We start from the raw sequence: 23,429 nt of genomic DNA, 5'->3' as shown, positions 1-23,429 counted from the left end.
AGGCACACGCAATTTGAATGGAGCCGCCATGTCGCACACGCTTTCTGACGGCTCCGGCCGTCAACCGTTTTACCATCGTCCTGCCGGAGATAGGTCCGCTATTTTTTCTCCTATGAATCAAAACTCGACTCTTTCACGCCGTGGCCTCCTCAAGGCGACGGCCGGTATTGGCGCCCTTGGCGCAGCTTCCGCGCTCACTCCTTCCCTCGCTTTCGCACGGCCTTCGGCCTCTCAATCCACCTTGGACGCGTTGGCCTCAGCTCAAGAGCAGCTGGACCAAGTTCAGGGGCAGCTCGACCAGCTAGGCGAGGAATACGAAGCCATTGCCGAGAAGCTCTCGGCCACCATGGACCAAATCGAAGAGGTCAATGGCCAGATCTCTGAGACCGAGACCACCATCGCCCAAAAAGAGGAGGAGCTCGCAGCTAAAAAAGAGGTGCTGGCTCGCCGCGTCAACGCCAGTTACAAAGCCGGCGACTCCAACCTCTTGGAGGTGCTTCTCGCCTCCTCCAGCTTTGATGAGCTGACCTCGAACATCTATTACATGAACAAGGTGACGCAAAACGACGTCTCCTTGATCGACTCTGTGACCCAGGCCAAAGAGGCTCTGGCCCGCACCAAGGCCGAGCTGGAGAGCCGCAAGAGCCAGCTAGAAGAGCTCAAAGCCCAGCAGGGCGACGATCTTGCCGCCGCCCAGGCCAAGCAGCAGGAGGCCCAGCAGCTCTTAGACAGCCTCTCTGGCGAGGTCCGCGACCTCATGGCCCAGCGCGACGCAGAGATCTTGGCCTCAGCAGAAGAGGAGAAGGCAGAGCGCGAGAAGGCCCGAGCAGCAGCGGCCGCGGCCGCTGCTGCGGCCAGCCGTCCAGCCGCTTCTGGGGCCGGCGGCGCCACTTCGAATGCCGCAGGCTCTGCCTCTGGCAAAGGCGCGGCCATCGTGGCCGCCTGCTCCCGGGTTGGCTCCCCTGGCGGCGGTCTGTGCGCCATGTGGGTGAGCCAGGTCTACCAGGCAGCCGGCTGCGGATACCCTGGCGGCAACGCCGTGGACCAGTACTATGCCTACTGCTCTAGCTCCGATCGCTCTACCCTTCAGCCCGGCATGCTCATCGCTGTGCCTTCCCACCCCCACACCGCTGCCGGCCGCATCTATGGCCACGTAGGCATCTACATTGGCGGCGGCCTGGTGATGGACAATGTAGGCTACATCCGTACCATCAGCCTGGACTCTTGGATCTCCTACTACGAGTCCGGCGGTGTGCGCGCTCGCTGGGGCTTCGCCTAAGATCTCGCAGGTTCATGCGTTTTCAGTGCCTTGCAGCACCTTCTTTGGGCTGCAAGGCATTTTTATGAGGGGCAGCCTCTGCGGTTTTCCCCTGCAGACCTGGGTGCAACCCGCATTAGGCGCCCTGTTTGCACTATGTTTTGCTTACCAGCTATGCCAGGAGGCACCGCATAAAGGTGCCTCCTGGAAGGTCTCATGAAGAAAGGACCCTCATGGAAGCCAAGAAGCCCGAGGACACTTGCGTCCTCGTCACCGGTGGCGCCGGTTTTATCGGCAGCCATACCTGCATCGACCTGCTTGAGAACGGCTACCAGGTAGTCGTGGTGGACGATCTGTCCAACTCCAACCCCAAGGTGTTCGACCGCATGCGCCAGATCGTGGGCGACAAAGCCTTCGAGCGCCTGAGCTTTCACCAGGTGAACATCTGCGACCGCGCCGCCCTCGAAGAGGTCTTCGCCAACTACGACGTCGACCGCGTGATCCACTTCGCCGGCTTCAAGGCCGTGGGCGAATCTGTGGCAAAGCCGCTGGAGTACTATTCCAACAACATTGGGGGCACCCTCACCCTGTGCGAGGTCATGCGCAACGCCGGCTGCAAGGCCATCATCTTCTCCAGCTCGGCCACGGTCTACGGCGACCCCGACAGCCTCCCCCTCACCGAGCAGTCCCCCAAGAAGCCTGCCACCAACCCCTACGGCTGGTCCAAGTGGATGATCGAGCAGATCTTGACCGATCTCTACACTGCCGACCCCGAGTGGGACGTCGTCCTGCTTCGCTACTTCAACCCCATCGGCGCCCATCCTTCAGGGCTCATCGGCGAGGACCCCAAAGGCATCCCCAACAACCTGGTGCCCTACGTGGCCCAGACGGCCGTTGGCAAGCGCGAGGCCGTGCATGTCTTTGGCGACGATTACCCCACCCCCGACGGCACCGGCGTTCGCGACTACATTCACGTAAGCGACCTGGCCTCGGGCCACGTCGCCGCCCTGGCTTGGATGAACGGCAAGACCGGTGTAGAGATCTTCAATCTGGGCACCGGTGTGGGCTCCTCGGTCCTCGACGTGATCCACGAGTTCTCCCGCGCCTGCGGCCACGAGATCCCTTATGTCATCGATCCTCGTCGAGACGGCGACGTTGCCGAGAATTACGCCAACTGCGACAAGGCAGCCCGCGAGATGGGTTGGCACGCCAAGAACAACCTGGCCGACATGTGCCGCGACTCTTGGAACTGGCAGTCCAAAAACCCCGATGGCCTGGGAGAGTAGCATGGACTTTGAGAGTCCCGCGCCCCGCACCGGCGCCGATGACAATCCCTTTGCCATCTATGTGGCTTCTCAGCGCGATGCCATCGACAGCGAGCTGGCCGGCTGCTATGCCCTCTCCTTCAACCCTGACGTGAAGCGCTACCTCACTCGCCCCCTGCAGGACTTTTGCGCCCATGGCGGCAAGCGCGTGCGCCCTGCGTTGGTGCTTTTGTCGGCAGAGTGCCTAGGCGGCTCCAGGGCCGCCGCCCTGCCTGCAGGCGCAGCCATCGAACAGTTCCAGACGGCAGCCCTGATCCATGACGACATCGCCGACGAGTCTGACACCCGGCGCGGCCTGCCTGCCATGCACATCACCCAGGGCGCTGGGCTTGCCATCAACGACGGCGACTATGCCTTGGTTGAGAGCTTTAGCTCAGTATTAGAAGATGAGCGCATTGACGACAGCCACAAGCTCTTGGTGCTCACCGAGATCTCCGAGATGATGCTTCGCACCGTCGAGGGCCAGGCACTGGATTTGGGATGGGCGAGAGACGGCCGCTGGGACCTTGACGTCGAGGATTACCTGGCCATGGCCACCCTTAAGACCGCCTATTACTCTGCCGGCTCGCCGCTGGCCATTGGCGCCATCCTCTCAAACGCCAACAATGAGGTGGTCGAAGAGCTGCGGCAGGCAGGCCTAGATGCAGGTCTTGCCTTCCAGATCAAAGACGATCTCCTTAACCTCTACGGCAATCCTGAGATGGTGGGCAAAGACTATCGCGGTGACATCACCGAGGGAAAGCGTACCTTCTGCGCCCTCTGGGCCATCTCTCAGGGCACCCAAGAGCAACGGGAGAGTTTGGTATCCATCCTCTCCTCTCATACTGCCGACCCTGCCCAGCTGGAAGAAGCGGTGCACATCATGGAAGAGGCCGGCGCCATTCGACGTGCCAGCCAAACGGCACAAGACTACGCCCAGCGTGCCCAAAAGCGCCTCGAAGGCCTGGATTTGGCAGACACCCCAGCCAAGAAAGCCCTTCTGGCCATGCCCAGCTTTTTCGTAGACCGCAAGATCTAATGCCAAACCCTAGACGGCGCACATCTTTAGCCGACGCCGTCTTTTGCAATATCTTCGTGCGTGCCTGAGGACATGCACGTGAACTTATAAAGGAGCAACATGGAACCCATCCACGAGGGGATGAGCGGCATAGCCGTAGAAGACATTCAAGACCGTTTGGTCTCTTTGGGCTATACCATCGACGCTGCTGAGCGTGAGGGGGACCTCTTTGGCCCTTCCACCGCCAGCGCTGTGGCACGTTTCAGAGCCGATCATTCGTTGGCCGCCGGTGACGCGGTGGACACCGACACCTGGTCTGAGCTGGTGGACGAGTGCTACCACATGGGCGACCGCACGCTCTACCTTCGCCTCCCCAACTTCCATGGCAACGATGTGCGCACTGTGCAGACCGCCCTTTCCATCCTGGGCTTTCCCTGCGGAGCGGTTGACGGTTACTTTGGCGCCCACACCGAGGCCGCAGTGAAGCAGTTCCAAGAGAACGTGGGCATGTTCGCAGATGGCATGTGCTTCCAAGATACCTTCAAGGCCCTCTGGCGCCTCTACCATGTGTGGGGCGGCAAGGAGGCCAATGTTCCCCCCGATCCCATGGGCATTGGCTTTGCTCGAGCGGCCTCCGTCCTTGAGGAGAGCTCCATCGCGCTGTTCGCCTCTGATCCGGTAGGTCGCACAGTTGCCAGCCGCATTTGGAATCTGGCGAGCGCCACCAGCGAGAACTCCGGGCTCATGTTGCTCAACGACGGTTCTGAGATTCCCGAGGGGGCCACTGCCATTTTCGAGCTGGTATGTGAAGCCCCCGCACCCGAGCCCGGTATCACCACGGTTCGCATAGATGAAGCCACCGATCTTCCCCGCCGCATTCGCACCTCCTATGCAGCCAGCCGCCACAAGCCGCCCTATGTGCGCATCGAGCTGCCAGCGTCTGCCAGCGCCTATGACGGCACCTTTACCGCCAACAGCGCCCAAACCATCGCCGGCCTTATCCTAGACGGCATCTGCGCCGCCTTTGACGAGCAGAACTAGGCTGTCAATCAGCACCTTTCTCAAGTGGCAGGCCTTCCATCCTTAGCAGGACGGAAGGCCTTTTTGCGCTCTTGATGGCAACACGAAGCTCGAATAAAAAAGAACCCGCAGACAGGCTGCGGGTTCGAAAAATAGCCATTGGCTGGGGTACTAGGATTCGAACCTAGATAACTGGTACCAAAAACCAGGGTCCTGCCATTGAACGATACCCCAAGGGACAACCTAGTGTAACATGCCACGGCTGCGAGCTCAGTGAAAATATCTTCTGCATTTTTGACGCTTGGATCGAGAGTCCCGTGACAACCTTGAAGGGAATGGGTTTCTCGGCAAGGAAAGGTGTGAAGCGGTTAAGCATTCCTTCTGAAAGATGTGCTGACGGTCTCAGATGGCATTGCAAGGGCTTGAACCTTAAGCACCTGCGCTATGATGACAATGGTGCGCTGTTTTTGAGCGCCCGGCTTAGGAATAAGAGTCCTGATAAGACCCTCGTTTAAGCAACGCCTTGGAGGCGCATTCATGGAAACTACTGCCATCGTCTTAGCCGCTGGCGAAGGTACCCGTATGAAATCCAAACATCCCAAGGTAGCTCACAAGATGCTGGGGCGCCCTTTGGTGAGGTGGGCGGTAGAGGCTGCAAAGCAAGCTGGCGCCCAGCGCGTCATCGCCGTCATTGGCAACGGCGCCAGCGAGGTGAGAGAGATCCTCGCCCCCGAGCATGTGGAATGCGTGCTGCAGCAAGAACGTCTAGGAACCGGCCACGCCCTCCGCGTCGCATTGGACCAAGCCAATGTAGAGAGCGGATGCGTGGTTGTTTTATATGGCGACACTCCCCTGGTAGAGCCTGCCACTATCAACGCCCTGTCTCAAAAGGTGATTCAAGAGGGCTATGCGGCAGCGGTGCTCACCATGGAGCCGCAAGACCCCACCGGCTATGGTCGTATCCTCTTTGACGAGAACGGCGCGGTGGCCGCCATCATCGAGCACAAAGATTGCACGCCAAAGCAGCAAGAAGAGCTGCGGGAGTGCAACTCGGGCATCTATGCCTTCGACGGGAGGCTGCTTAAGGCCCACGTGGGCGAGATCACCAATGACAACGCCCAGGGCGAGTACTACATCACCGACATGGTGGAGATCTTGAACCGTGCCGGCGAGCGCGTGGTGACCGTTCATGTGGATGACGACACAGAGCTTCTGGGAGTGAACTCCCGGCGTCAGCTGGCAGAGGCAACCAAGATCATGCAGAGGCGCATCAACGGCCGCCTGATGGATGCTGGCGTCACTATGCTGGACCCTGAGTGCGTGTGGGTAGGGCCCGAGGTCACCGTAGGCCGCGACACCGAGCTGTTACCGGGCACCTTCCTGTGGGGTTCCACCGCCATTGGCGAAGACTGTGTTGTGGGCCCCAATACCCGCCTCACCGATACCCAGGTGGGCAACGGCTGCACCATCGACGAGACGGTTGCACAAGACGTGGTCATCGAGAACCAGGTGGAGTGCGGCCCTCGCGCCTATCTGCGCCCGGGCACCCGCATGCTGGACCATTCCAAGGCAGGCACCCACGTGGAGATCAAGAAATCCACCATTGGCCAAGGATCCAAGGTGCCCCATCTCTCCTACATTGGCGATACCACCATGGGCGAGGGCGTCAATGTGGGCGCCGGCTCCATTACCTGCAATTATGACGGCTACTCCAAGCATGCCACCACCATTGGAGACCATGCGTTCATTGGCTCCAACACCATGATGGTCGCCCCTGTAGCCATTGGCGAAGGCGCCCTCACCGGCGCCGCCAGCTGCATTGTCGAAGACGTCCCTGCAGGAGACCTAGGCATCGCCCGGGCCCGCCAGGTCAATGTCGAAGGGTACGCTGCCAAGCGCGCCGCCGCTCACGAGACTCATTAAGGAAAGGTAGCCATGAACTTGGATCAGGACCTCAACAAGCTCACGCCCATGGTAAAACGCTTCAAGCTCTATTCGGGCTCAAGCAATCCCGGGCTTGCCCAGCGCATCGCCGACGACCTTGGTGTCGAGCTTTCCGGCCTGCTGCTCGAGAAATTTGCCAACGGCGAGATCTATGCTCGCTTTGATGAGTCGGTACGTGGCGCAGACGTCTTCTTCATCCAGTCTATCGTGGGCACCAACGTCAACGACATGCTCATGGAGACCCTCATCGCAGCCGATGCTGCCCGCAGGGCTTCTTGCCGCACCTTCACCGCAGCAATCCCCCACTACGGCTATGCGCGCCAAGACCGCAAAGCCGCCCCTCGCGAACCCATCACCGCCCGCCTGGTAGCCAACCTGCTGGAGACCGCCGGCGTCGACCGCGTGGTCACGCTGGACCTGCATCAAAACCAGATCCAAGGCTTCTTTGACATCCCGGTGAACCACCTCACCGCCCTGCCTCTCTTTGGCAACTACTACAACGCCATGGGCTTCGACACCGACAACCTGGTGGTAGTCTCCCCCGACGTGGGCCGCGCCAAGGCAGCCAAGAAGCTCTCTGACATGCTGGGCTGCTCGCTGGCCATCGCCCACAAGGGCCGTCCTCGCCACAACCAGGCCGCCGTCACGGGCATCATCGGCGACATCGAGGGCAAGACCTGCATCGTCAACGACGACATGATCGACACCGCAGGCACCCTATGCGCCGGTGTGACAGAGCTCAAGAAGATGGGCGCCGGCGACATCTATGTATGCGCCACCCATGGCATCTTCTCGGGCCCCGGCGTCCAACGCATCGAGGAAGCCCCCATCGTGGAGTGCGTGGTCACCGACGCCGTGCCACTGGACCCCACCTGCCATGACGACAAGATCAAGGTCATCTCTGTGGCTGACGAGTTTGCCGAGTGCATCCAGCGCATCTACAACGAGATCTCGGTCTCTGGCATGTTTGGCGCCGACATGAACCTGTAGCGCGAAAGCTACGCTCACCTGTCTAAGGCGCCGTGGACCCTCATCAGGCCTGCGGCGCCTTTTCTTAAGCGTTTTGAGGAGTCCCCATGGCCATCAACGGCACCAACTTCAGGCTTGAGGAGTACCGGCGCTACGCCAGCCGCACCGAGGCGGCCGTCATCGACTTTGTCATAGGTCACATCGAAGAGGCCACCGATATGACCATCCGCCAGCTGGCCGACGCCAGCGGCACCTCCATCTCCACCATCATGCGGCTTTTGCAAAAGCTGGGCTACTCGGGCTATCGGGAGTTCAAAAGCGCCCTCATCTACGATTTGGCCGCCCGCCGCCGCTCCGAGCGATCCACCCTGGGCGACGTGGCGCCCGGCGACTCCACCCGCTCCATCATCCATAAGACTTGCGCCCGCTCCATCCGCGCCATCGACGCCACCGAGGGCACCCTGGACATCCCTGCCCTGGAAGAGGCGGCCCGGCTCCTGGAGCAAGCCCGGACAGTGGCGCTCTTTGGCATGGGCGCCTCTCAGCTGGTGGCCCAGGACCTCTCCCTCAAGCTCCTGAGAGCCAACATCTTCTGCCTGTGCTTCGAGGATTGGCACGCCCAGCTCACCGCAGCCAAGAACCTTACCGAGAAGGACGTGGCCGTCGCCTTCTCCTACTCGGGGCGGACTCAGGAGGTCATCAAGTGCGCCCAGACCGCCACGGCGGCCGGGGCCCCGCTCATCGCCATCACCAGTGTGGCAGAGAGCCCTGACCTGGCTCGCTGCGCCAACGTAGTCCTAGGGGTGGCTGCCAGCGAGCATGGGCTGCGCAGTGGCGCCATGGCCAGCCGCATCGCCCAGCTCACCGTCATCGACATCCTGTTCACCACCCTGGCTGCCCGTAACTACCAGCGCACCACCCAGCTGTTCGCCAGAAACTACTACGAGCAGGGCTAGCCGCAAGCTCAAAAAGCCCCGCCCGGCAATCCAGCTGCCGAGCGGGGCTTAAGCGTTGGGTGTCCTGCGCCTTAGGGCAATGCGGCCCCACGAGCCTTGAAGTCGTCGTGATAGCTCTGGATATAGCGCTGGTACCAGGCGAAGCTGTCCTTCTTAAGGCGTCGGTAGGTCCCCTGGCCGGCATCGTCGGCGTCTACATAGACCACGCCATAGCGCTTGGACATCTCGCAGGAGCCTGCGCTCACGATGTCGATGACGCCCCAGAGGATGAAGCCCAACACGTCCACGCCGTCTTGCTGAGCCAGAAGGATCTGTTCGAAATGCCGCTTAAGGTACTGAATGCGGTAGGGGTCGTGGATCTGGCCGTCGGCCTCCACGGTGTCGCGGGCCCCAAAGCCGCACTCGCTCACAAAGACCGGCTTATGGGTGCGGTCATAGAAGGCGTTGAGCTGGGTGCGCAGGCCCTCTGGGTCGATCTGCCAGCCCCACTCGCTGGCCTCAAGATAGGGGTTCTTGAGGCTGCACACCAGGTTGCCGGCCGTTTGCTCGCCGTTGCCCTCGGCGGCAAGCACCGAGCTGGAGTAGTAGGAGAAGCTCACAAAGTCGCAGGAGTACTTGGCAAAGAGCTCCAGGTCCTCGTCGCGGATATCCACGGTGATGTGGTGGTCCCTGTAGAAGGCGTCCATGTAGTAGGGCTGGATCCCGTTGGCGAGCACGTCCACCGGATACCAGACGTTAACCTGCTCGTCGTGGAACTTCACCCAGTTGTCTTTGGGCGAGCAGCTGTAGGGGTAGTAGCAGAAGGCCGCCACCATGCAGCCCGACTGAGCCTCAGGGCAGATCTGGCGCTGGGCGCGGATGACCCGGGCGCTGGCCACAAACTGGTGGTGCAGGCTTGAGAAGACCTGGGACTGGTCGTAGGGGCCGTCCTCGGGCTTTAGGAGCCCCACGCCGTTCCAGGGCGAGAAGTAGCCGGCATTGATCTCGTTGAAGGGCAGGTAGTAGTCGATCATCTGCCCCCAACGCTCAAAGACCACCCGGGCATAGCGCTCGTAGAGGTCGATGAGGCGGCGGTTGGTCCAGCCCCCGTAGGCCTCCACCAGGTGCAGCGGCACCGCATAGTGGGTGAGCGTGAGGAAGGTCTTCATGCCCGCAGCCTTCACGGCCTCAAAGACCCGGTCGTAATAGGCCAGGCCCTCAGGATTAGGCTCAGCCTCGTCCCCTTCAGGGAAGAGCCTGGCCCAGCTGATGGAGAACCTATAGATGTCGATGCCCAGCTCGCGCAGTAGGTCGATGTCCTCCTGCAGGTGGCTAAAGCCCTCGGTGCCTCGGGTGAACGGGTAGTTTCCCTGGCCTGCCTCAAGGTCGCGCTTGGCAGCCTTGACCGCTTGGGCGGTAAGCAGGCGGGTCTCACAGGTGGCGTTGGAGGTGCGGGGCTTCCAAGGGCGCACGTCCTGGGTGTCCAGCCCTTTGCCCCCTGCCCTGAAGCCGCCTTCATACTGCGACGAGGCGGTGGCGCCGCCCCAAAGAAGCTCGCGAGCCATAGATAACCTTCTTTACTTCCTAGAAGCTTGTGTGATCGATGGACTACCCATTGCCGAGAAGCCCTTGGCCTCGGCAGCCGAGACCCTGTACCTCTAGAGCGCCAGCTCCCCCAGCGTCATCCGGGCGTTGAGCCAGGCCCCATAGAGCGGGCTGTGGCGTGGGGCCACCAGGCGCACGCGCTTGTCCAGCCGGGCCTTGAGGGGCTCCAACAACAGTGCCCCTGCCGAGAAAAGGCCCCCTGTGTAGGAGCAGGCCACGCTCTGTTGGGGCTCAGCCTGGCGCAGGCAGCCGGAGACCAGCGACGCCAGCTGGCAGGCCGCTTGCTCCACCAGGGAGCCTGCCGCTCGGTCGCCCTCGGATGCCAGCCCCATCACCACGGGCGCCAGAGTGCCCAGCAGGCGTCGAGCGTCTGCTGCCTGAGCCAGGCGCTCTACCAGGTCCTGAGGCTTTTGGATGTCCAAGGCCTCGCAGAGCCGGTCTTCCAGGGGTTGGTCCTTCTCGGCACCCCCATCTGCGGCCCTCAAGACGTAGCTGGCTGCGGCTTTGCCCAGCCAGGCTCCCGAGCCCTCGTCGCCCAGCATGAAGCCCCAGCCGCCAGCGCGCACCCAGGCTCCGTCGATGACGCCCGTGCAGATGGAGCCGGTGCCAGCCACCAGCAGCAGACCCTCTGCGCCTTCCAGGGCGCCCAGGCGTGCGGCCTCGGCATCGCTGATCACCAACAGCGAGCGGGCATCGCCCAGTCCTTGGCGCACCGCCTGATCCAAGGGCCGCTGGCGCCCAGGCCCATAGCCGGCGAGCCCCAAAGAGACCACGCAGTCAGCCAGAGACACGTCCGCCTCGGCACAGACCCTTCTGGCTCCGGCAGACAGGCGCTCGCCCATGGCCTCAAGGCCGATCTGGCCGGGATGGCAGGTGGCAGTCTCCAGATAGGCCAGCTGGGAGCCCCGGGCGTCCATTACAGCGAAGCGGCAGCGGGTTCCCCCGCCGTCCACAGCGATCACAGGCATAGGGCCTCCCTTCTCTTCAAAGGTGCGGGCAGGATGCGCGGGCGGGAGGCTGCCTGGCAGCTCCCGCCCAAAGGTCAGTCCAGAAAGGCTAGCAAGCCTTGGCGGCCTCGGACTCGTCCTGCTTCTCCTCGTCCAGGATCTGCTTCTCCCAGGCGCGGAAGAACGGGTAGTAGATACACACGCCGATGGCGATGAGCACGACGTTGAGCACTGCCGCGCGCCAGTCGCCGCCGCAGGCCAAGAAGGCGCCCACAGGGCCAGGGAGCGTCCAGGGGACGATGGCGCCCACAAACCGGCCCACCAAGCCCACGGAGAGCGCGAAATAGGCGATGAGGGTGTTCACCACCGGGGTGAGGATGAGCGGGATGAGCATGGTGGGGTTGAGCACCAAAGGCACGCCAAACATCAGAGGCTCGTTGATGTTGAAGATGGCCGGGATGATGGTGGCCTTGCCCATGGTCTTGCCGTACTTGGAGCGGGCGCAGAAGAGCAGCAGGATGGCCAAGGAGATGGTGCAGCCCGAGCCGCCGATCTGCACAAACCACTGGAAGAAAGGCTCGGAGATCACATGGGGCAGGGCCTGGCCGGCGGCATAGGCGGCGGCGTTCTCATCCAGAAGCACCAGCCAGAGCGGGCGGGCGATGGAGTAGACCACCGAGCTGCCGTGGATGCCAAAGAACCAGAAGAGCATCTCAAGGAAGACGATGACCAGGGCGGCGCCCAGGGTGTCGACGCCGGAGACCAGAGGCATGATCAGCGCGGTGATGAAGTCGTGGATGTTGAAGCCGCCCCACAGGCACACCGCGGAGAACAGGAAGAAGATGATGGCCGTAGGGATCAGGGCCGCGAAGGAGTTGGACACAGCCTCGGGCACCTGGGGCGGCATCTTGATGGTGAGCTTGTGCTGGATGCATTGGCGATAGATCTCCACCGCCACGAAGGCGGCGATGATGGCCACGAAGAGCTGGCCAGTGCCCAGGTAGTTCATGTTCATGACGTAGGCCCCGTTGACGGCGGCCATGGCGTCGGGGAAGCCGGCGTCTGCCAGAGGAGAGGCGGCCAGGGCGGCGTTGACGGCGTCGTTTAGGTCGGGCATCATCACCGGCACGATGGTGAGCAGCATGGCCATCACCGAAAGCAGGCCGCTCATGAGGCCGTCCACCTTATAGGAGCGTCCCAGAGAGTAGCCTATGCCAAAGCAGGCATAGAGCGACAGGATGTACATGGACATGCGGTAGGGCAAAAGGATCTTCACTGCGTTGGCCTTGAGCCAGGCGGCCAGCGCCCAATCGGCGGGCATCTGGTTGTAGGCAAAGGCGATGACCATCAAGAACGAGCTGACGATGATCAAGGGCAGGGTCGAGACGATGCCGTCGCGGATGGCGCGCAGGTGACGCTGCTCGGCGACCCGCGCCATAGGGCCGGCCAAATGCTCATCGATCCAGCCGGACATGGTTTCGAAGAATGACATGCCTGCTCCTTTGAAGCTTGGCCAAAAGGACGGCTACTGGCTGACCAGATCAGGCACCAGCTCGGCCAGCTGGCCAAAGAGCTTGGAGCCTCCCATGGGGCTGTAGGCCATGGGAGCGATCAGGACGATAGGCACACCCGCAGCCTGAGCCACAGCCTCCAGGTCCTTATAGCGATGGCGCACCTGAGGGGCCACCATAACCGCGTCGATGGCCTCTTCCTTGAGCTCGTCCTCCAGCGCAGAGGTGCCACAGGCATCCACCTGGATGGCCAGGCCGCGCTTCTCGGCCTCCTTCTTGAGGGCGTCCTCGGCGATGGTGGAGCTCATGCCGCCCGAGCATACGATTAAGACCTTCATTGCTTCCTCCTTAACGAGAAGTGCTTAGCGTGCGACCAGCGAATCTGCCGGGTAATGCGTATCTTTCTCCTTTTAGGCAACCTATTGCCTTGTTCTTAGTTTGCTTTAAGTAATCCATTGCGCTCTTGGATGGTGCTTTTAGACATCCTATTGCCTAGTAAGCGCAGCAAAAGATAATGAAGAGCACCAGGGCGCTGGCGAGCGAGAGCAGGCCTCCCGCCCACCAAAAGGCTCTGACGGGGCCGCGGGACTCCTCGTGAAAGAACTGCATGATAGCAATGGAGAACCCTATGGCCATCCCGCCGAGAACCGCCGAAGGCAGCTGCCAGGGACCCAGGGTGGCCCGGAAGAGGTCGGGGATGAAGAAAAACGCCAGCACCATGGCGAACACCGCCACCGCTGCCGAGGCGAAGCCAAAGCGCGGGATGTCGTAGTCTGTGGCGCCAAACCACTGGCAGGCCAGGCCGTGGCCTGCCACAGCCTTAAGCTCTGCCTCCGAGCGGCTCTCGAGCACTTGGGACACCTGAGGCGCACCAGAGGGCTTCTTAGACATGGGAGGCTCCTTCCAGCTCTTCCAAACGCTTCTCGAGCTTGGTGACCTGCTCCTGCAAGGCGATGAGATGGCCGATAAGGGACTGGGCTTCCAGGGCGCACATGAGGTGGTCCTGGGCATGAATGAAGATCATGTCGATGGGGATGTCTTCCCCGGCCGCAGACTTCTGGATGAACTGGGTCTGGATCTTATGGGCCTCCACCAGGTCTCTCTCAGAGGCGCCCAGAAGCTCTCGGGCTTGGGCAAAGTCGCCGGCCTCGGCCACTTCCAGCGCCTCGTAGGCCATGCCCTTGGCATTGCCGCCCACCGCGACGATCTCAAAGCTCTTCTCCAGGCAGGTTTCGCGATCCATAAGTGAGGTCCTTTCCCTCTAGCGGGTTGATGTGCGAGATCTTGGTCGGAGCCTTTAGGCTTCCCAGGAAGGCTAGTGGCCCCCACAAGCAACGGTGTCTGATCCCACGGGTCTTCCGGCCAGCCTCAAAGCCTCTCTCACCTGGCCGGAAGCCTGGTCCAAATAGCCCTGGGCCGCCTGAGCGTCCACCTGGGCCAGGGTCATGACTATGGCGACTTTGGGATAGTAGTGAGCCTCTGCCAACAGCCGCTGGGCCTTCTCGGCATCGAGGCCTGTGGCCTCCGCCACAATGCGCACCGACCGGGCGCGCAGCTTGTCGTTGGTGGGCTGCACGTCCACCATGAGATTGCTAAAGGCCTTGCCCAATCCCACCAGCGAGCCCGTAGAGATCATGTTGAGGATCATCTTTTGGGCGGTGCCTGCCTTGAGGCGGGTGGAGCCGCAGAGCACCTCAGGACCGCAGGCAGGCTCGATGGCCAGGTCGGCGGCGCGGCCCACCGCAGAACCGGGCGTGCAGGCGATGGCCACGGTCTTGCAGCCCTGGCTACGGGCGTAGTCCAAGCCCCCCAGCACATAGGGGGTGCGACCGCTGGCGGCGATGCCGATGGCCAGGTCGGCAGGGCCAAGGTCGATGGAGGCCAGGTCGGCGGCTCCGAGCGCCGGGTCGTCCTCGGCCCCCTCCACCGCCTTCACAAAGGCCTGCTGGCCGCCGGCGATAAGGCCGATGACCACGTTGTCGGTGACTCCAAAGGTGGGGCGGCATTCCACCGCGTCCAGAAGGCCCAGCCTCCCTGAGGTGCCCGCGCCAAAATAGACGATGCGGCCCCGGGCCTTGAGCGACGCGCGGCCCCAGGTGATGGCCTGGGCAACCTCAGGGACTACCTGGCCCACTGCGGCTGCCACCTGGGCGTCCTCCTGGTTCATGGCCTCAGCCACCTCCAGGGGGGTCATTACATCAAGATTTATAGTATGCGGGTTTCTTCCTTCAGTGGTCAAGCCCGAAAGATCAACCATCTTCGTTGCCTTTCTGAGGGGGTATCCGGCTGCGATGCGCCCTTGGGATCTTGGGGGCGTCTCTGCCATTGAGTATCCCAGTGAATCGGTAAATGCCATTTAAGGTTGTTTCAATGAACTGTTTGTTTCGCATATTGAGAAAGCCAGGCCGGAATCAGGCCGCTAGCGGCACTCCCTTAACCGCTGGCCGATAGGTTTCTAAATCGCCTATGACTTATCTATGCAATGGCCTGTCACCGTTGCCGCTTGGCCGCAGATCTGGCCACCCTTGGCCCAGATGCTTTCAGCCCATGGATAACCTTGGGATCGCACGGCCCCAAGCAGCCCAGAAGGACTTCTTTTGTCGCGCATTTATGCGCGATCTTATTGCTTATATATGATCGTTTTTGCCTATTCTTGCTACCGTTTACAGGCAATTTACAACCGTTGGCCCCTAATATGCGCATATTCGCGCGTTATGAGCATTTCTGCGCAATAATGGTCATCGAAGGACGCCCGGGCAGCCAAAGGCCAAAACGCCAGCCCTTGCACCCTCGGGCTCCCTCGCTTTTTTGACCATCCTCTTCCCTGGAGGTTCCCATGGATCAAGCCAACGCCCCTTTAGACGCCGCCCAAGCCGCTGACGCCGCCTTTGCCCGCGCGAAAGAGAAGCCATTCCCCACCTCTGAAGTCTTTACTGCCCCTGAGCTTAGGTGGGCAGTGATTGGCTGCGGCGTCATCGCCAACCAGATGGCAGAATCGCTGGCATTGGCCGGCCGCACCATCCACGGCGTCGCCAATCGCACCCGCGCCAAGGCTGAGGCCTTTGCCGAGCGCTATGGCATAGAGCGCGTCTATGACTCCTGCGAGGAGCTCTATCGGGACCCCGAGGTAGACGCCATCTACATCACCACGCCGCACAACACCCACATCCACTATCTGCGCGACGCGCTGGCAGCCGGCAAGCACGTGCTCTGCGAGAAGGCCATCACCTTGAACAGCGCCGAGCTGGACGAGGCCCGCGCTCTCGCTCAGGCCAACGGCGTGCAGCTGGTGGACGCCACCACCATCTGGCATATGCCCCTCTACCATGAGTTGGTCCGTCGTGCCCAGGAGGGCGAGTTTGGCCCCCTCAACCTGGTGCAGGCCTCCTTTGGCAGCTACAAGGAGTACGGCGACCTCACCAACCGCTTCTACAACCCCAAACTGGCCGGCGGCGCCATGCTCGACATCGGCGTCTATGCCCTGACCTTTGCCCGCACCTTCATGAGCTCCAACCCCACAGAGCTGGTGTCTTTGGGCAACCTGGCCTCCACCGGCGTCGACGAGGCAGGCGGCATCGTGGCCCGCAACGCCGAGCAGCAGCTGGCCGTAGTAAGCCTGTCGCTCCACTCCAAACAGCCCAAGCGCGCCGTGGCATCCTTTGACAAGTGCTACATCCAGGTGGACAGCTATCCCCGCGCCGACGAGGCCATCATCGTGTGGACTGTCGACGGCCGCCAGGAGACCGTCAAGTGCGGCGAGGAGGCCTACGCCCTCTGCTACGAGATCGCCGATCTGGAGCGTGCCGTGGCCGGCGACGAGGCTTGCCGCGCCATCACCTCCAAGGCAGCCGACGTCATGGACCTCATGACCGCCCTGCGTGCCAGCTGGGGCGTCGTCTACCCCGAGGAGCGCTGAGCATGATCGCCCGCCAGCGCCACGACCTCATCGTCGAGGCGGTCAAGCGCGCCGGCACCGTCACCGTGCCAGAGCTGGCTGAGTCCTTCAATATCAGTCAGTCAACCATTCGCCGAGACCTGGAGAAGCTGGACGCCGCCGGCCGCCTGATGAAGGTCCACGGAGGCGCGGTGAGCCTGGAGGACGAGCACGTGCGCCGCGACCTCACGTTGCCCGAGCGCGCAGAGCTCCATACTGCCGAGAAGCTCTCCATCGTGCGCTATGCGGCCTCCTTGGTGGGTCCTGACGACTTCGTCTACATCGACGCCGGCACCACCTGTCGTGCCCTGGTAGATGCCCTCCAGGAGCGGTCTGCCACCTACGTCACCGACTCTTTGGGCACCGCCTTGGCCCTCTGCGACCGTGGCTTTTCCACCATCGTGCTGGGCGGCCAGGTGAAAAACGCTACCGAGGCCGTCATTGGCCCTGAGGCCGTCGACGCCCTCTCCCGCTTCCACTTCTCTTTAGGCTTCTGGGGCACCAACGGCATCGATCTTGCCCAAGGCTTCACCACCGTGGAGCGCCAAGAAGCTCAAATAAAAGCGCTATCCATGGCGCAGACCCAGGCATCAGGCCGTTACGTGATCTGCGATGCCACTAAATTCGACCGCATCGCCCCTGTCTCTTTTGCACCCGTCGATTTTGCTCACGTGCTTACCAACGATATCCCCGCTGCTTATCGTGATCTTGATTCGATGATCGTCGTCGCAGGTTAGAGGCTATGGGGCCTCGCTCTGAGGCCCCATAGCCCATCCTTTACGTTCCAGCCCGCGAGCCTTGGGTTTCTCGGCAAAGGCCTGAGTCTCTCTGCCACCAACCCTCTCTCTTCCCTGTCCAACCCTCCCATATTGGGCATACTAAAGAGGTTGTCAGACACTGTGCTGGCAGCCTCTTTTCATGGTTAGGAGCCATACATGGCAGACAAGTACGCAGCCAAAGAAGCTGCCGAGAAGGCCGCCCGCCAACATGCCCCCTCGTCTAAGAAGCCTCGGGGAGCCAATCCCAAAGCGGCGGCCAAACCCATAGTGCTCATCGCGGGGCTGGGAAACCCAGGGGCAGAGTATGCCCAAAGCAGGCACAACTCCGGCCTTCAGGTGGTGGATCTTTTGGCCCAGCGTTGGGGCGCCGGTTACTGGAAGCAGCAGCTGGGCTCGCTTGCCTGCAAGGCCACCATCGAGGGCGCGCAGGTGGTGCTGGCCAAGCCCCAGTCATACATGAATGTGTGCGGAGGGCCGGTGGCAAAACTGCTGGCTCAGCTCAAAGCCGCTCCGGAGCAACTGCTTGTGGTCCACGACATGCTGGATATCCCCGCCGGCACGGTGAAGTACAAGCTCGATGGAGGTCTGGACGGCCATAACGGCCTGCGCTCCATCGCGGCCAAGCTCAAGACCCGCGACTTCAAGCGGATGCAAGTGGGCATTGGCCGACCTCCCGGACGCATGGATCCCGGGGTCTTCGTGCTCAAGCAGCTCAAGGGCAAAGACTGGCAAGCCCAGCAAGACGTGGTGGCCCTGGCGGCCGACGAGATCGAGCGCGTGCTGCGCGAGCAGGCTGCGAAGTAAGCACTTAACCAACCCACTAAATTGCGCAATATACAGCAACCTAATACCTAAGATCCTATTTTGGGTATTAGGTTGCTGTATTAGTATTTATGTTTTACATACCTTATATATATTAATATTATTATATAATTCCGCATTCTATCCATTTTTGTCTCTACCATTGACACCCCCCCCATTCAGATATTTTTCTGTCAATGTTCTGAATATTTTCTGGACAAATTGTTGGAAGAGAAAATAAGTTTCCTAAGTATGAGGGGGCATAATGAAAATCGCGGGAAAAGAAATCAACAATAAATTAATCATAGTTGTCGTAGTGGTACTCCTACTGGCAGCTATTGGTTCCGGAGGTAAAAACAACTCGGCAAGCTCCTCAAGCAAGTCAAACGAGACTCCTCAAGCCGCAGCAACAACCAGCAAAAGCGAAGATACCAGCAGCACTAAGAAAGAGAAGAAACCAGAAAAGCCCACGGTAGACAAGAAAACTCTCGAAGGTGTAGTGACAAATGCATCCAGCCTTCCAAACGAAAACTATACCGATGAGAGTTGGGCAGCCTTCCAAACGGCACTTCAAACAGCCCAAGCTACTGTAGACGATGAGAATGCCACTCAAGACCAGGTTGACAGCGCAAGGACAGCACTCACGGATGCTATCTCGGCACTTCAGGAAAAGCCTAAGACTCCTGAGGATTATCAGGTAATTGCTTACGAAGATTTAGCACGTGACCCCGATTCCTATACTGGCCAAGATATTAAAATAACTGGTAGGGTTCTACAGGTTCTAGAAGGTGATACTGAAACCACCCTTCGCGTGGCAACGAGCGGCAACTACGATGATGTCGTAATGGTTGGATTTGATCCTACAATTCTCAACGGCACTCGTGTTCTAGAAGAGGACAATGTAACTGTGTGCGGTACGTATATTGGAATCTATAAATATCAATCCGCAATTGGAACTACGATTAGTGTTCCCGGACTCTATGGCGAGCTTGTCACCATTAACTAACTAGCTTCCACTGAATAATTAACTACTCTTCTAATACTAGGCTCTGTCCACAAGTTATCAAGGCTTGTGAACAGAGCCTTTAATTACAATAAATGGGAAGCCTATATCTTACAAAGCGGGCCTGCCATGCCTGCTATAATCCTCGTCGACTCCCCTACACATCCGCTGCCTGTACCTGCGAATTTATTGCTTAGCTCGCAGTTGATTCGCTATCCAGTGGACGATTGGGAGGACGCCCTTACCCCTTGGCCTGCCCCTGCGCTTTTTGCGGGTGGGCCTCCCTTTGGCGGCCAGGCGACCTCCACGTTAGCCGCTATCGAACGATCGCTTCCCACCAACGAGTCCGTCACCCTTTGCGGCTACTCGCTGGGCGGTCTCTTCGCCCTCTGGGCTTTCATGTCCAGCGCGCGTTTCTGTGCCGCTGCCAGCCTCTCTGGATCGCTTTGGTATCCCGGCTGGCTGAACTGGCTCACCGCTCACCCACGCGACCTCTCTGGATGTGGGGCGTTTCTCGGCCTGGGCTCCAAAGAGGCCAAAGGCCCTCGTCCCCTCATGCGCACGGTGGATGTAGCTACCGATAAAACCCGGCAACTATTGGCAGGCTATGGCGCTAAGACTGCATTTCGCTCCTTTGCCGGAGGCCATACCCACCACATGGAAGAGCGCCTGAGCTGGGGCTTGGGGCAGCTGGACAGGTTTTTGAATCGATAGCGCACCAAAATGTGGGCTGCCGACATCAAGCGTTTCTTGGCGAGATCGGCTTTTGGGTGCGTGCGAGGCTTTTTTGTTCGAGCGCCGAGTTTTCCATGAGTGGCGAGCTTTTGAGCTGGCAACCCAGTCCTACTCCCCAGGTATGACTGGATAAGTCATGCAAATCCGGTCCTACCCTATGGGTGGGACCGGTCGCAGATCAGAGATCTTTGCATTAAAACCTCTAGATCCTGCATGTTTCCATAATCATGCAAAACGGGAGTGACCCACCGCAGTGGATCACTCCCGTTCTCATAGCGTGTGTGTGCGCAAATAGGCTGCTAACGGCTACTCGGCGTCGTCGCCCAGCAGGGTCTTGGCAATGGAGGCAGCGGCCTGCTTGCCGGCGCCCATGGCCAAAATGACGGTAGCGGCGCCGGTGACGATGTCGCCGCCAGCCCAAACCTTGGGGTTGGAGGTCTTGCCGTCTTCGTCAGCCTCGATGTAGCCCCACTTGTTGAGGTCTACGTCGGCAGCCATGCTGGCAAAGGGGTTGGCATTGGTGCCGATGGCGGTGACTGCCACGTCGCAGGGAAGCTCGAACTCGCTGCCCTCGACGCGCACCGGACGACGGCGGCCGGACTCGTCGGGCTCACCCAGTTCCATGCGCTCCAGCTTGACCTTGGCCACAAAGCCGTCCTCGCCTGCCTCGAACTCCAGCGGGGAGACGAGCTCCATCACGCGGACGCCCTCCTCCTTAGCGTGGTGCAGCTCGGCCACACGGGCAGGCATCTCCTTCTCAGTGCGGCGGTAAGCCAAGGTCACGGAGTCGGCGCCCAGACGCAGCGCGGTGCGGGCGGCATCCATGGCCACGTTGCCGCCGCCAAAGACCACGACGTTCTTGCCGTGCTTGATGGGGGTGTCAAAGACGGGGAAGTCCATGGCCTTCATGAGGTTCACGCGGGTGAGGTACTCGTTGGCGCAGAAGACGCCGGGAAGGTTCTCGCCGGGGATGTTCAAGAACTTGGGCAGGCCGGCGCCCACAGCCATGTACATGGCGTCGTAGCCCATGTCGTTGAAGAACTCGTCGCCGTCGTAGAGGCGGCCCACCACGGCGTCGTACTCGAACTTGACGCCTAGGTCCTTGAGGCCGTCGATCTCACGCTTGACGATGGCCTTGGGCAGACGGAACTCGGGGATGCCATAGGTAAGCACGCCGCCGCCGGTCTGGAAGGCCTCGTAGACGGTGACGTCAAAGCCTTCGCGCGCCAGCGCGCCGGCGCAGGCGATGCCAGAGGGGCCAGAACCCACTACGGCCACCTTCTTGCCGTTGGCAGGCTTGCATACGGGAGTGGCGCCTACAGACTCGGTCATGTCACCCAAGAAGCGCTCCAGCTGGCCAATGGCGATGGGATTGTTGCCGGTGCGATTGAGGATGCAGTTGCCTTCGCACTGGTTTTCCTGGGGGCACACGCGGCCGCAGACGGAGGGAAGCATGTTGGACTCGCGGATGGTGGCTAGGCCGCCGGCGAAATCCTCCTCGCGGATCTGACGGATGAACGTAGGGATGTCGATGCCCACAGGGCAGCCCTTCACGCACATGGGCTTTTTGCAGTCCAGGCAGCGATTGGCCTCTTCCAGAGCGTCCTCGGTGGTATAGCCGGTATCTACAGGCTCGAAGTTCTTAGCGCGAACCTCGGCAGGCACCTCATTGGCCGGCACGCGCGGATCCTTGTTGTTCGCGCGGTACTTTCCGTTTACGAGTGGCATTTGCAACCCCCCTCATGAGCGTGCTCGAGAGCCACGTGCTCCTCGGCACGGTAGGAACCCTGACGAGCGGCCAGGTCGGCCCAGTCCACCTGAGTGGCATCAAAGTCAGGACCGTCCACGCAGGCGAACTTGGTCTTTCCGCCCACGGTGACGCGGCAGCAGCCGCACATGCCGGTGCCGTCTACCATGATGGGGTTGAGGCTGGCGGTGATGGGCATGTCGTACTTCTCGCAGGTAAGGGCAGAGAACTTCATCATGGGCACAGGGCCTACGGCAAAGACCTGGTCGATGGCATGGTCCTCGCAGAGACGCTCCAGCGGGGCGGTGACGACGCCCTTCTCGCCCTCAGAGCCGTCGTCGGTGGTGATGATGAGATTCTCCAGCGGCAGCTCGCGGAACTGCTCGGTCAGGATGAGCAGGTCTTTGGTGCGGGCGCCCATGATGACGGTGACCTTGTTGCCAGCGTCCACCAGAGCACGGGCTACGGGATAAGCGATGGCTAGGCCCACACCGCCGCCAATGACGCACCAGTTGCCCGGCTTCATCTCGGTGGGCTGGCCCAGAGGACCGGTGACATCCAGGATGGAGTCGCCCGCCTGAAGCTGAGACAAGTCCTCAGTGGTCTTGCCAATGACCATGAAGATGAACTCGATCCAGCCCTCCTCAGGATTCCAGTCTGCGAAGGTGAAGGGCACGCGCTCGCCGTGCTCATCGGTGCGCACCATCAAAAATTGGCCGGCGTGAGCCTTCTTGGCCATTTGTGGCGCATGCACACGGAACTTAAACACCTTCTCCGAGTACTGCGTCTTTTCGAGGATTTCGAACATGCAATCTCCTCTCTCTTCCTCGATGCCTTCTCTGCATAAAAAGAGGCGACGACCCAAGGCATCGCCCCAACGCACGCATGCATCCCAAACCCACCCGAGGCGGCAGGATGTCATTTGCGATCTGTGCTTAAGTTTACCGCAAAGCCAACAGACGGCTTGCCACAATGAACGGAGAGCCCCTCATTATCAACAGGCAATGGGTTGGCATGCTCAAAAAAACCTGGTGCCTCCCAAGGGATGCTTCACCGGCGCCCACAAGAACCGCCTTTGTGCCTAAAGCCCCTCCATGGGCGCATAGTCCACCAGCCGCACCTCATGGGCGTCTTGCTCCAGCGTCGCCTGCCACAACTCCACCCCCGCAGCCCGCGCCCCAGCGACACCAGCCACCACTTCGTCGTAGGTGGTGCCGTGGTAAAAGTGGAACCCATGGTTTTGATAGTACATGCAATACAAAATGATAGCTCGCTCATGGGTCTCCATGGATCGGGCAAGTTCCTCTAAATGCCGCAGCGCGCGATCGGTGGAGGAGAATTTAGGCTGGGGCAGCCGTGCCACAGACGCAGGGACTTCGCATTCCAGCTGCCTTAACGGCGTCTTTACTTCTAGGTAGAGATCCTCGTCGATCAAAAAGTCCAGCCGAGAAGAGCCCACCTTCACCTCTCGGCGCACCGACTCCGGATGGGGCGCCAACTGCCCGAAGGCTCCAGTGCGCAAAAAGTGCTCGATGTAGCGGTTCGAGGCAGTCTGATTGAGCCCCACCCAGCGTTTGAAGGGTTTCTCTGGCTCATCGAAGGAGAGCGCCTCCACGGTATGGGCGAACTTGCGAGAAGGATTGTCGCTTGCCGAGAAAAGACAGGGCCTGCCAGCCGTATCGATATCCCCTATGCGAGTCACCACAGGGCAGTGGGCACGAAAGACCTCGCCATTGGCCTCGACATCCATGATGAAGCGGTTGGGCCTGCCTAAGATGACACCCTCTAAAAGAGGTGGCGCGAAGCGATAGGGTTGCAACACCGCAGGTTTCATAGGGGCGCTCCTCACAGCGTGCGCAAGAAGGACGGCAGGTACTTCCAAAGAGCCTTCCCAAAAAGCCTCAGATCGTCTCAAAAAT

At 60.7% G+C, this 23,429-nt stretch carries 22 protein-coding genes and 1 tRNA gene; 12 read left to right on the top strand and 11 right to left on the bottom strand.

The window, feature by feature from the left end; translation table 11 throughout:
* Positions 1-28: 28 nt before the first annotated feature.
* The 4 genes from E5334_RS04720 (at position 29) to E5334_RS04705 (ending at position 4,621) form a co-directional block, all read left to right on the top strand.
* On the top strand, positions 29-1,279 hold the full coding sequence (locus tag E5334_RS04720; protein ID WP_265592108.1) for a coiled-coil domain-containing protein: 1,251 nt from the start codon (positions 29-31) through the stop codon (positions 1,277-1,279).
* Between the two features lie 212 nt (positions 1,280-1,491).
* Positions 1,492-2,544, top strand: coding sequence for a UDP-glucose 4-epimerase GalE (galE, locus tag E5334_RS04715; RefSeq protein ID WP_136012437.1), 1,053 nt, complete (start codon positions 1,492-1,494; stop codon positions 2,542-2,544).
* A 1-nt stretch (position 2,545) separates the two neighbouring features.
* Positions 2,546-3,601, top strand: a complete 1,056-nt coding sequence (locus E5334_RS04710; protein ID WP_136012436.1) for a polyprenyl synthetase family protein — start codon at positions 2,546-2,548, stop codon at positions 3,599-3,601.
* A gap of 99 nt (positions 3,602-3,700) precedes the next feature.
* Positions 3,701-4,621 (top strand): peptidoglycan-binding domain-containing protein, encoded by a 921-nt coding sequence (locus E5334_RS04705; RefSeq protein ID WP_136012435.1) that lies wholly within the window; start codon positions 3,701-3,703, stop codon positions 4,619-4,621.
* A gap of 139 nt (positions 4,622-4,760) precedes the next feature.
* Here the strand turns inward: E5334_RS04705 and E5334_RS04700 are convergent.
* Positions 4,761-4,834 (bottom strand) — tRNA-Gln (locus tag E5334_RS04700).
* A gap of 303 nt (positions 4,835-5,137) precedes the next feature.
* Between E5334_RS04700 and glmU the strand changes: the two genes are divergently transcribed.
* The 3 genes from glmU to E5334_RS04685 all read left to right on the top strand — a co-directional run bounded on the left by glmU (position 5,138) and on the right by E5334_RS04685 (position 8,469).
* Positions 5,138-6,523 (top strand): bifunctional UDP-N-acetylglucosamine diphosphorylase/glucosamine-1-phosphate N-acetyltransferase GlmU, encoded by a 1,386-nt coding sequence (gene glmU / locus E5334_RS04695; RefSeq protein WP_136012434.1) that lies wholly within the window; start codon positions 5,138-5,140, stop codon positions 6,521-6,523.
* A gap of 12 nt (positions 6,524-6,535) precedes the next feature.
* The gene (locus E5334_RS04690; RefSeq protein WP_275438928.1) at positions 6,536-7,534 is read left to right on the top strand and encodes a ribose-phosphate diphosphokinase; all 999 of its coding nucleotides are present in this window, start codon (positions 6,536-6,538) and stop codon (positions 7,532-7,534) included.
* An 86-nt stretch (positions 7,535-7,620) separates the two neighbouring features.
* Positions 7,621-8,469, top strand: a complete 849-nt coding sequence (locus tag E5334_RS04685) for a MurR/RpiR family transcriptional regulator (protein ID WP_136012433.1) — start codon at positions 7,621-7,623, stop codon at positions 8,467-8,469.
* Positions 8,470-8,540: 71 nt separating this feature from the next.
* On the opposite strand, the gene E5334_RS04680 is transcribed toward E5334_RS04685, so the two are convergent.
* The 7 genes from E5334_RS04680 to murQ form a co-directional block, all read right to left on the bottom strand.
* A complete protein-coding gene (locus E5334_RS04680) occupies positions 8,541-10,013 on the bottom strand; it encodes a glycoside hydrolase family 1 protein (RefSeq protein ID WP_136012432.1) in 1,473 nt (490 codons plus the stop codon).
* Positions 10,014-10,106: 93 nt separating this feature from the next.
* Positions 10,107-11,021 (bottom strand): N-acetylglucosamine kinase, encoded by a 915-nt coding sequence (locus E5334_RS04675; RefSeq protein WP_136012431.1) that lies wholly within the window; start codon positions 11,019-11,021, stop codon positions 10,107-10,109.
* Positions 11,022-11,109: 88 nt separating this feature from the next.
* Positions 11,110-12,492 (bottom strand): PTS sugar transporter subunit IIC, encoded by a 1,383-nt coding sequence (locus E5334_RS04670; RefSeq protein ID WP_136012430.1) that lies wholly within the window; start codon positions 12,490-12,492, stop codon positions 11,110-11,112.
* Between the two features lie 33 nt (positions 12,493-12,525).
* The gene (locus E5334_RS04665; protein ID WP_136012429.1) at positions 12,526-12,849 is read right to left on the bottom strand and encodes a PTS sugar transporter subunit IIB; all 324 of its coding nucleotides are present in this window, start codon (positions 12,847-12,849) and stop codon (positions 12,526-12,528) included.
* 154 nt (positions 12,850-13,003) lie between these two features.
* Positions 13,004-13,402, bottom strand: coding sequence for a hypothetical protein (locus E5334_RS04660; RefSeq protein WP_136012428.1), 399 nt, complete (start codon positions 13,400-13,402; stop codon positions 13,004-13,006).
* Complete coding sequence (locus E5334_RS04655; protein WP_136012427.1) at positions 13,395-13,754, bottom strand: PTS lactose/cellobiose transporter subunit IIA; 360 nt, start codon at positions 13,752-13,754, stop codon at positions 13,395-13,397. The genes E5334_RS04660 and E5334_RS04655 overlap by 8 nt, the downstream gene beginning before the upstream one ends.
* 72 nt (positions 13,755-13,826) lie before the next feature.
* Positions 13,827-14,768 carry an N-acetylmuramic acid 6-phosphate etherase gene (murQ, locus tag E5334_RS04650; protein WP_136012426.1) on the bottom strand — a complete coding sequence of 314 codons (942 nt, stop codon included), beginning with the start codon at positions 14,766-14,768 and terminating at the stop codon, positions 13,827-13,829.
* Between the two features lie 579 nt (positions 14,769-15,347).
* On the opposite strand from murQ, the gene E5334_RS04645 reads away from it, so the two are divergent.
* From E5334_RS04645 to E5334_RS04625, 5 genes are all read left to right on the top strand, one after another.
* Positions 15,348-16,427 carry a Gfo/Idh/MocA family protein gene (locus tag E5334_RS04645; RefSeq protein WP_136012425.1) on the top strand — a complete coding sequence of 360 codons (1,080 nt, stop codon included), beginning with the start codon at positions 15,348-15,350 and terminating at the stop codon, positions 16,425-16,427.
* 2 nt (positions 16,428-16,429) lie between these two features.
* The gene (locus E5334_RS04640) at positions 16,430-17,182 is read left to right on the top strand and encodes a DeoR/GlpR family DNA-binding transcription regulator (protein ID WP_136012424.1); all 753 of its coding nucleotides are present in this window, start codon (positions 16,430-16,432) and stop codon (positions 17,180-17,182) included.
* Positions 17,183-17,380: 198 nt separating this feature from the next.
* A complete protein-coding gene (gene pth / locus E5334_RS04635) occupies positions 17,381-18,028 on the top strand; it encodes an aminoacyl-tRNA hydrolase (protein WP_136012423.1) in 648 nt (215 codons plus the stop codon).
* 262 nt (positions 18,029-18,290) lie between these two features.
* Positions 18,291-19,031 carry an FIVAR domain-containing protein gene (locus E5334_RS04630; protein WP_136012422.1) on the top strand — a complete coding sequence of 247 codons (741 nt, stop codon included), beginning with the start codon at positions 18,291-18,293 and terminating at the stop codon, positions 19,029-19,031.
* A gap of 126 nt (positions 19,032-19,157) precedes the next feature.
* On the top strand, positions 19,158-19,742 hold the full coding sequence (locus tag E5334_RS04625; protein ID WP_136012421.1) for an alpha/beta hydrolase-fold protein: 585 nt from the start codon (positions 19,158-19,160) through the stop codon (positions 19,740-19,742).
* A 327-nt stretch (positions 19,743-20,069) separates the two neighbouring features.
* Here E5334_RS04625 and gltA read toward each other — a convergent pair whose 3' ends face one another.
* The 3 genes from gltA to E5334_RS04610 form a co-directional block, all read right to left on the bottom strand.
* A complete protein-coding gene (gltA, locus tag E5334_RS04620; RefSeq protein ID WP_136012420.1) occupies positions 20,070-21,491 on the bottom strand; it encodes an NADPH-dependent glutamate synthase in 1,422 nt (473 codons plus the stop codon).
* A complete protein-coding gene (locus tag E5334_RS04615; protein WP_136012419.1) occupies positions 21,479-22,318 on the bottom strand; it encodes a sulfide/dihydroorotate dehydrogenase-like FAD/NAD-binding protein in 840 nt (279 codons plus the stop codon). Before E5334_RS04615 ends, gltA begins: the two co-directional genes overlap by 13 nt.
* A gap of 273 nt (positions 22,319-22,591) precedes the next feature.
* Complete coding sequence (locus tag E5334_RS04610; RefSeq protein ID WP_136012418.1) at positions 22,592-23,344, bottom strand: DNA/RNA nuclease SfsA; 753 nt, start codon at positions 23,342-23,344, stop codon at positions 22,592-22,594.
* Between the last annotated feature and the right edge of the window lie 85 nt (positions 23,345-23,429).

The sequence above is a fragment of the Muricaecibacterium torontonense genome, assembly GCF_004793925.1.
Lineage (GTDB): Bacteria > Actinomycetota > Coriobacteriia > Coriobacteriales > Atopobiaceae > Leptogranulimonas > Leptogranulimonas caecicola.
The sequence above is the reverse complement of the archived record's forward strand: the minus strand, read 5'-3'. Positions and strand labels throughout refer to the sequence as shown.

What these genes read in the sequence shown, in the direction of transcription:
- E5334_RS04720 (WP_265592108.1), top strand. Translation starts at nt 29, where the DNA reads ATGTCGCACACGCTTTCTGACGGCTCCGGCCGTCAACCGTTTTACCAT.
- galE (WP_136012437.1), top strand. Translation starts at nt 1,492, where the DNA reads ATGGAAGCCAAGAAGCCCGAGGACACTTGCGTCCTCGTCACCGGTGGC.
- E5334_RS04710 (WP_136012436.1), top strand. Translation starts at nt 2,546, where the DNA reads ATGGACTTTGAGAGTCCCGCGCCCCGCACCGGCGCCGATGACAATCCC.
- E5334_RS04705 (WP_136012435.1), top strand. Translation starts at nt 3,701, where the DNA reads ATGGAACCCATCCACGAGGGGATGAGCGGCATAGCCGTAGAAGACATT.
- glmU (WP_136012434.1), top strand. Translation starts at nt 5,138, where the DNA reads ATGGAAACTACTGCCATCGTCTTAGCCGCTGGCGAAGGTACCCGTATG.
- E5334_RS04690 (WP_275438928.1), top strand. Translation starts at nt 6,536, where the DNA reads ATGAACTTGGATCAGGACCTCAACAAGCTCACGCCCATGGTAAAACGC.
- E5334_RS04685 (WP_136012433.1), top strand. Translation starts at nt 7,621, where the DNA reads ATGGCCATCAACGGCACCAACTTCAGGCTTGAGGAGTACCGGCGCTAC.
- E5334_RS04680 (WP_136012432.1), bottom strand. Translation starts at nt 10,013, where the DNA reads ATGGCTCGCGAGCTTCTTTGGGGCGGCGCCACCGCCTCGTCGCAGTAT.
- E5334_RS04675 (WP_136012431.1), bottom strand. Translation starts at nt 11,021, where the DNA reads ATGCCTGTGATCGCTGTGGACGGCGGGGGAACCCGCTGCCGCTTCGCT.
- E5334_RS04670 (WP_136012430.1), bottom strand. Translation starts at nt 12,492, where the DNA reads ATGTCATTCTTCGAAACCATGTCCGGCTGGATCGATGAGCATTTGGCC.
- E5334_RS04665 (WP_136012429.1), bottom strand. Translation starts at nt 12,849, where the DNA reads ATGAAGGTCTTAATCGTATGCTCGGGCGGCATGAGCTCCACCATCGCC.
- E5334_RS04660 (WP_136012428.1), bottom strand. Translation starts at nt 13,402, where the DNA reads ATGTCTAAGAAGCCCTCTGGTGCGCCTCAGGTGTCCCAAGTGCTCGAG.
- E5334_RS04655 (WP_136012427.1), bottom strand. Translation starts at nt 13,754, where the DNA reads ATGGATCGCGAAACCTGCCTGGAGAAGAGCTTTGAGATCGTCGCGGTG.
- murQ (WP_136012426.1), bottom strand. Translation starts at nt 14,768, where the DNA reads ATGGTTGATCTTTCGGGCTTGACCACTGAAGGAAGAAACCCGCATACT.
- E5334_RS04645 (WP_136012425.1), top strand. Translation starts at nt 15,348, where the DNA reads ATGGATCAAGCCAACGCCCCTTTAGACGCCGCCCAAGCCGCTGACGCC.
- E5334_RS04640 (WP_136012424.1), top strand. Translation starts at nt 16,430, where the DNA reads ATGATCGCCCGCCAGCGCCACGACCTCATCGTCGAGGCGGTCAAGCGC.
- pth (WP_136012423.1), top strand. Translation starts at nt 17,381, where the DNA reads ATGGCAGACAAGTACGCAGCCAAAGAAGCTGCCGAGAAGGCCGCCCGC.
- E5334_RS04630 (WP_136012422.1), top strand. Translation starts at nt 18,291, where the DNA reads ATGAAAATCGCGGGAAAAGAAATCAACAATAAATTAATCATAGTTGTC.
- E5334_RS04625 (WP_136012421.1), top strand. Translation starts at nt 19,158, where the DNA reads ATGCCTGCTATAATCCTCGTCGACTCCCCTACACATCCGCTGCCTGTA.
- gltA (WP_136012420.1), bottom strand. Translation starts at nt 21,491, where the DNA reads ATGCCACTCGTAAACGGAAAGTACCGCGCGAACAACAAGGATCCGCGC.
- E5334_RS04615 (WP_136012419.1), bottom strand. Translation starts at nt 22,318, where the DNA reads ATGTTCGAAATCCTCGAAAAGACGCAGTACTCGGAGAAGGTGTTTAAG.
- E5334_RS04610 (WP_136012418.1), bottom strand. Translation starts at nt 23,344, where the DNA reads ATGAAACCTGCGGTGTTGCAACCCTATCGCTTCGCGCCACCTCTTTTA.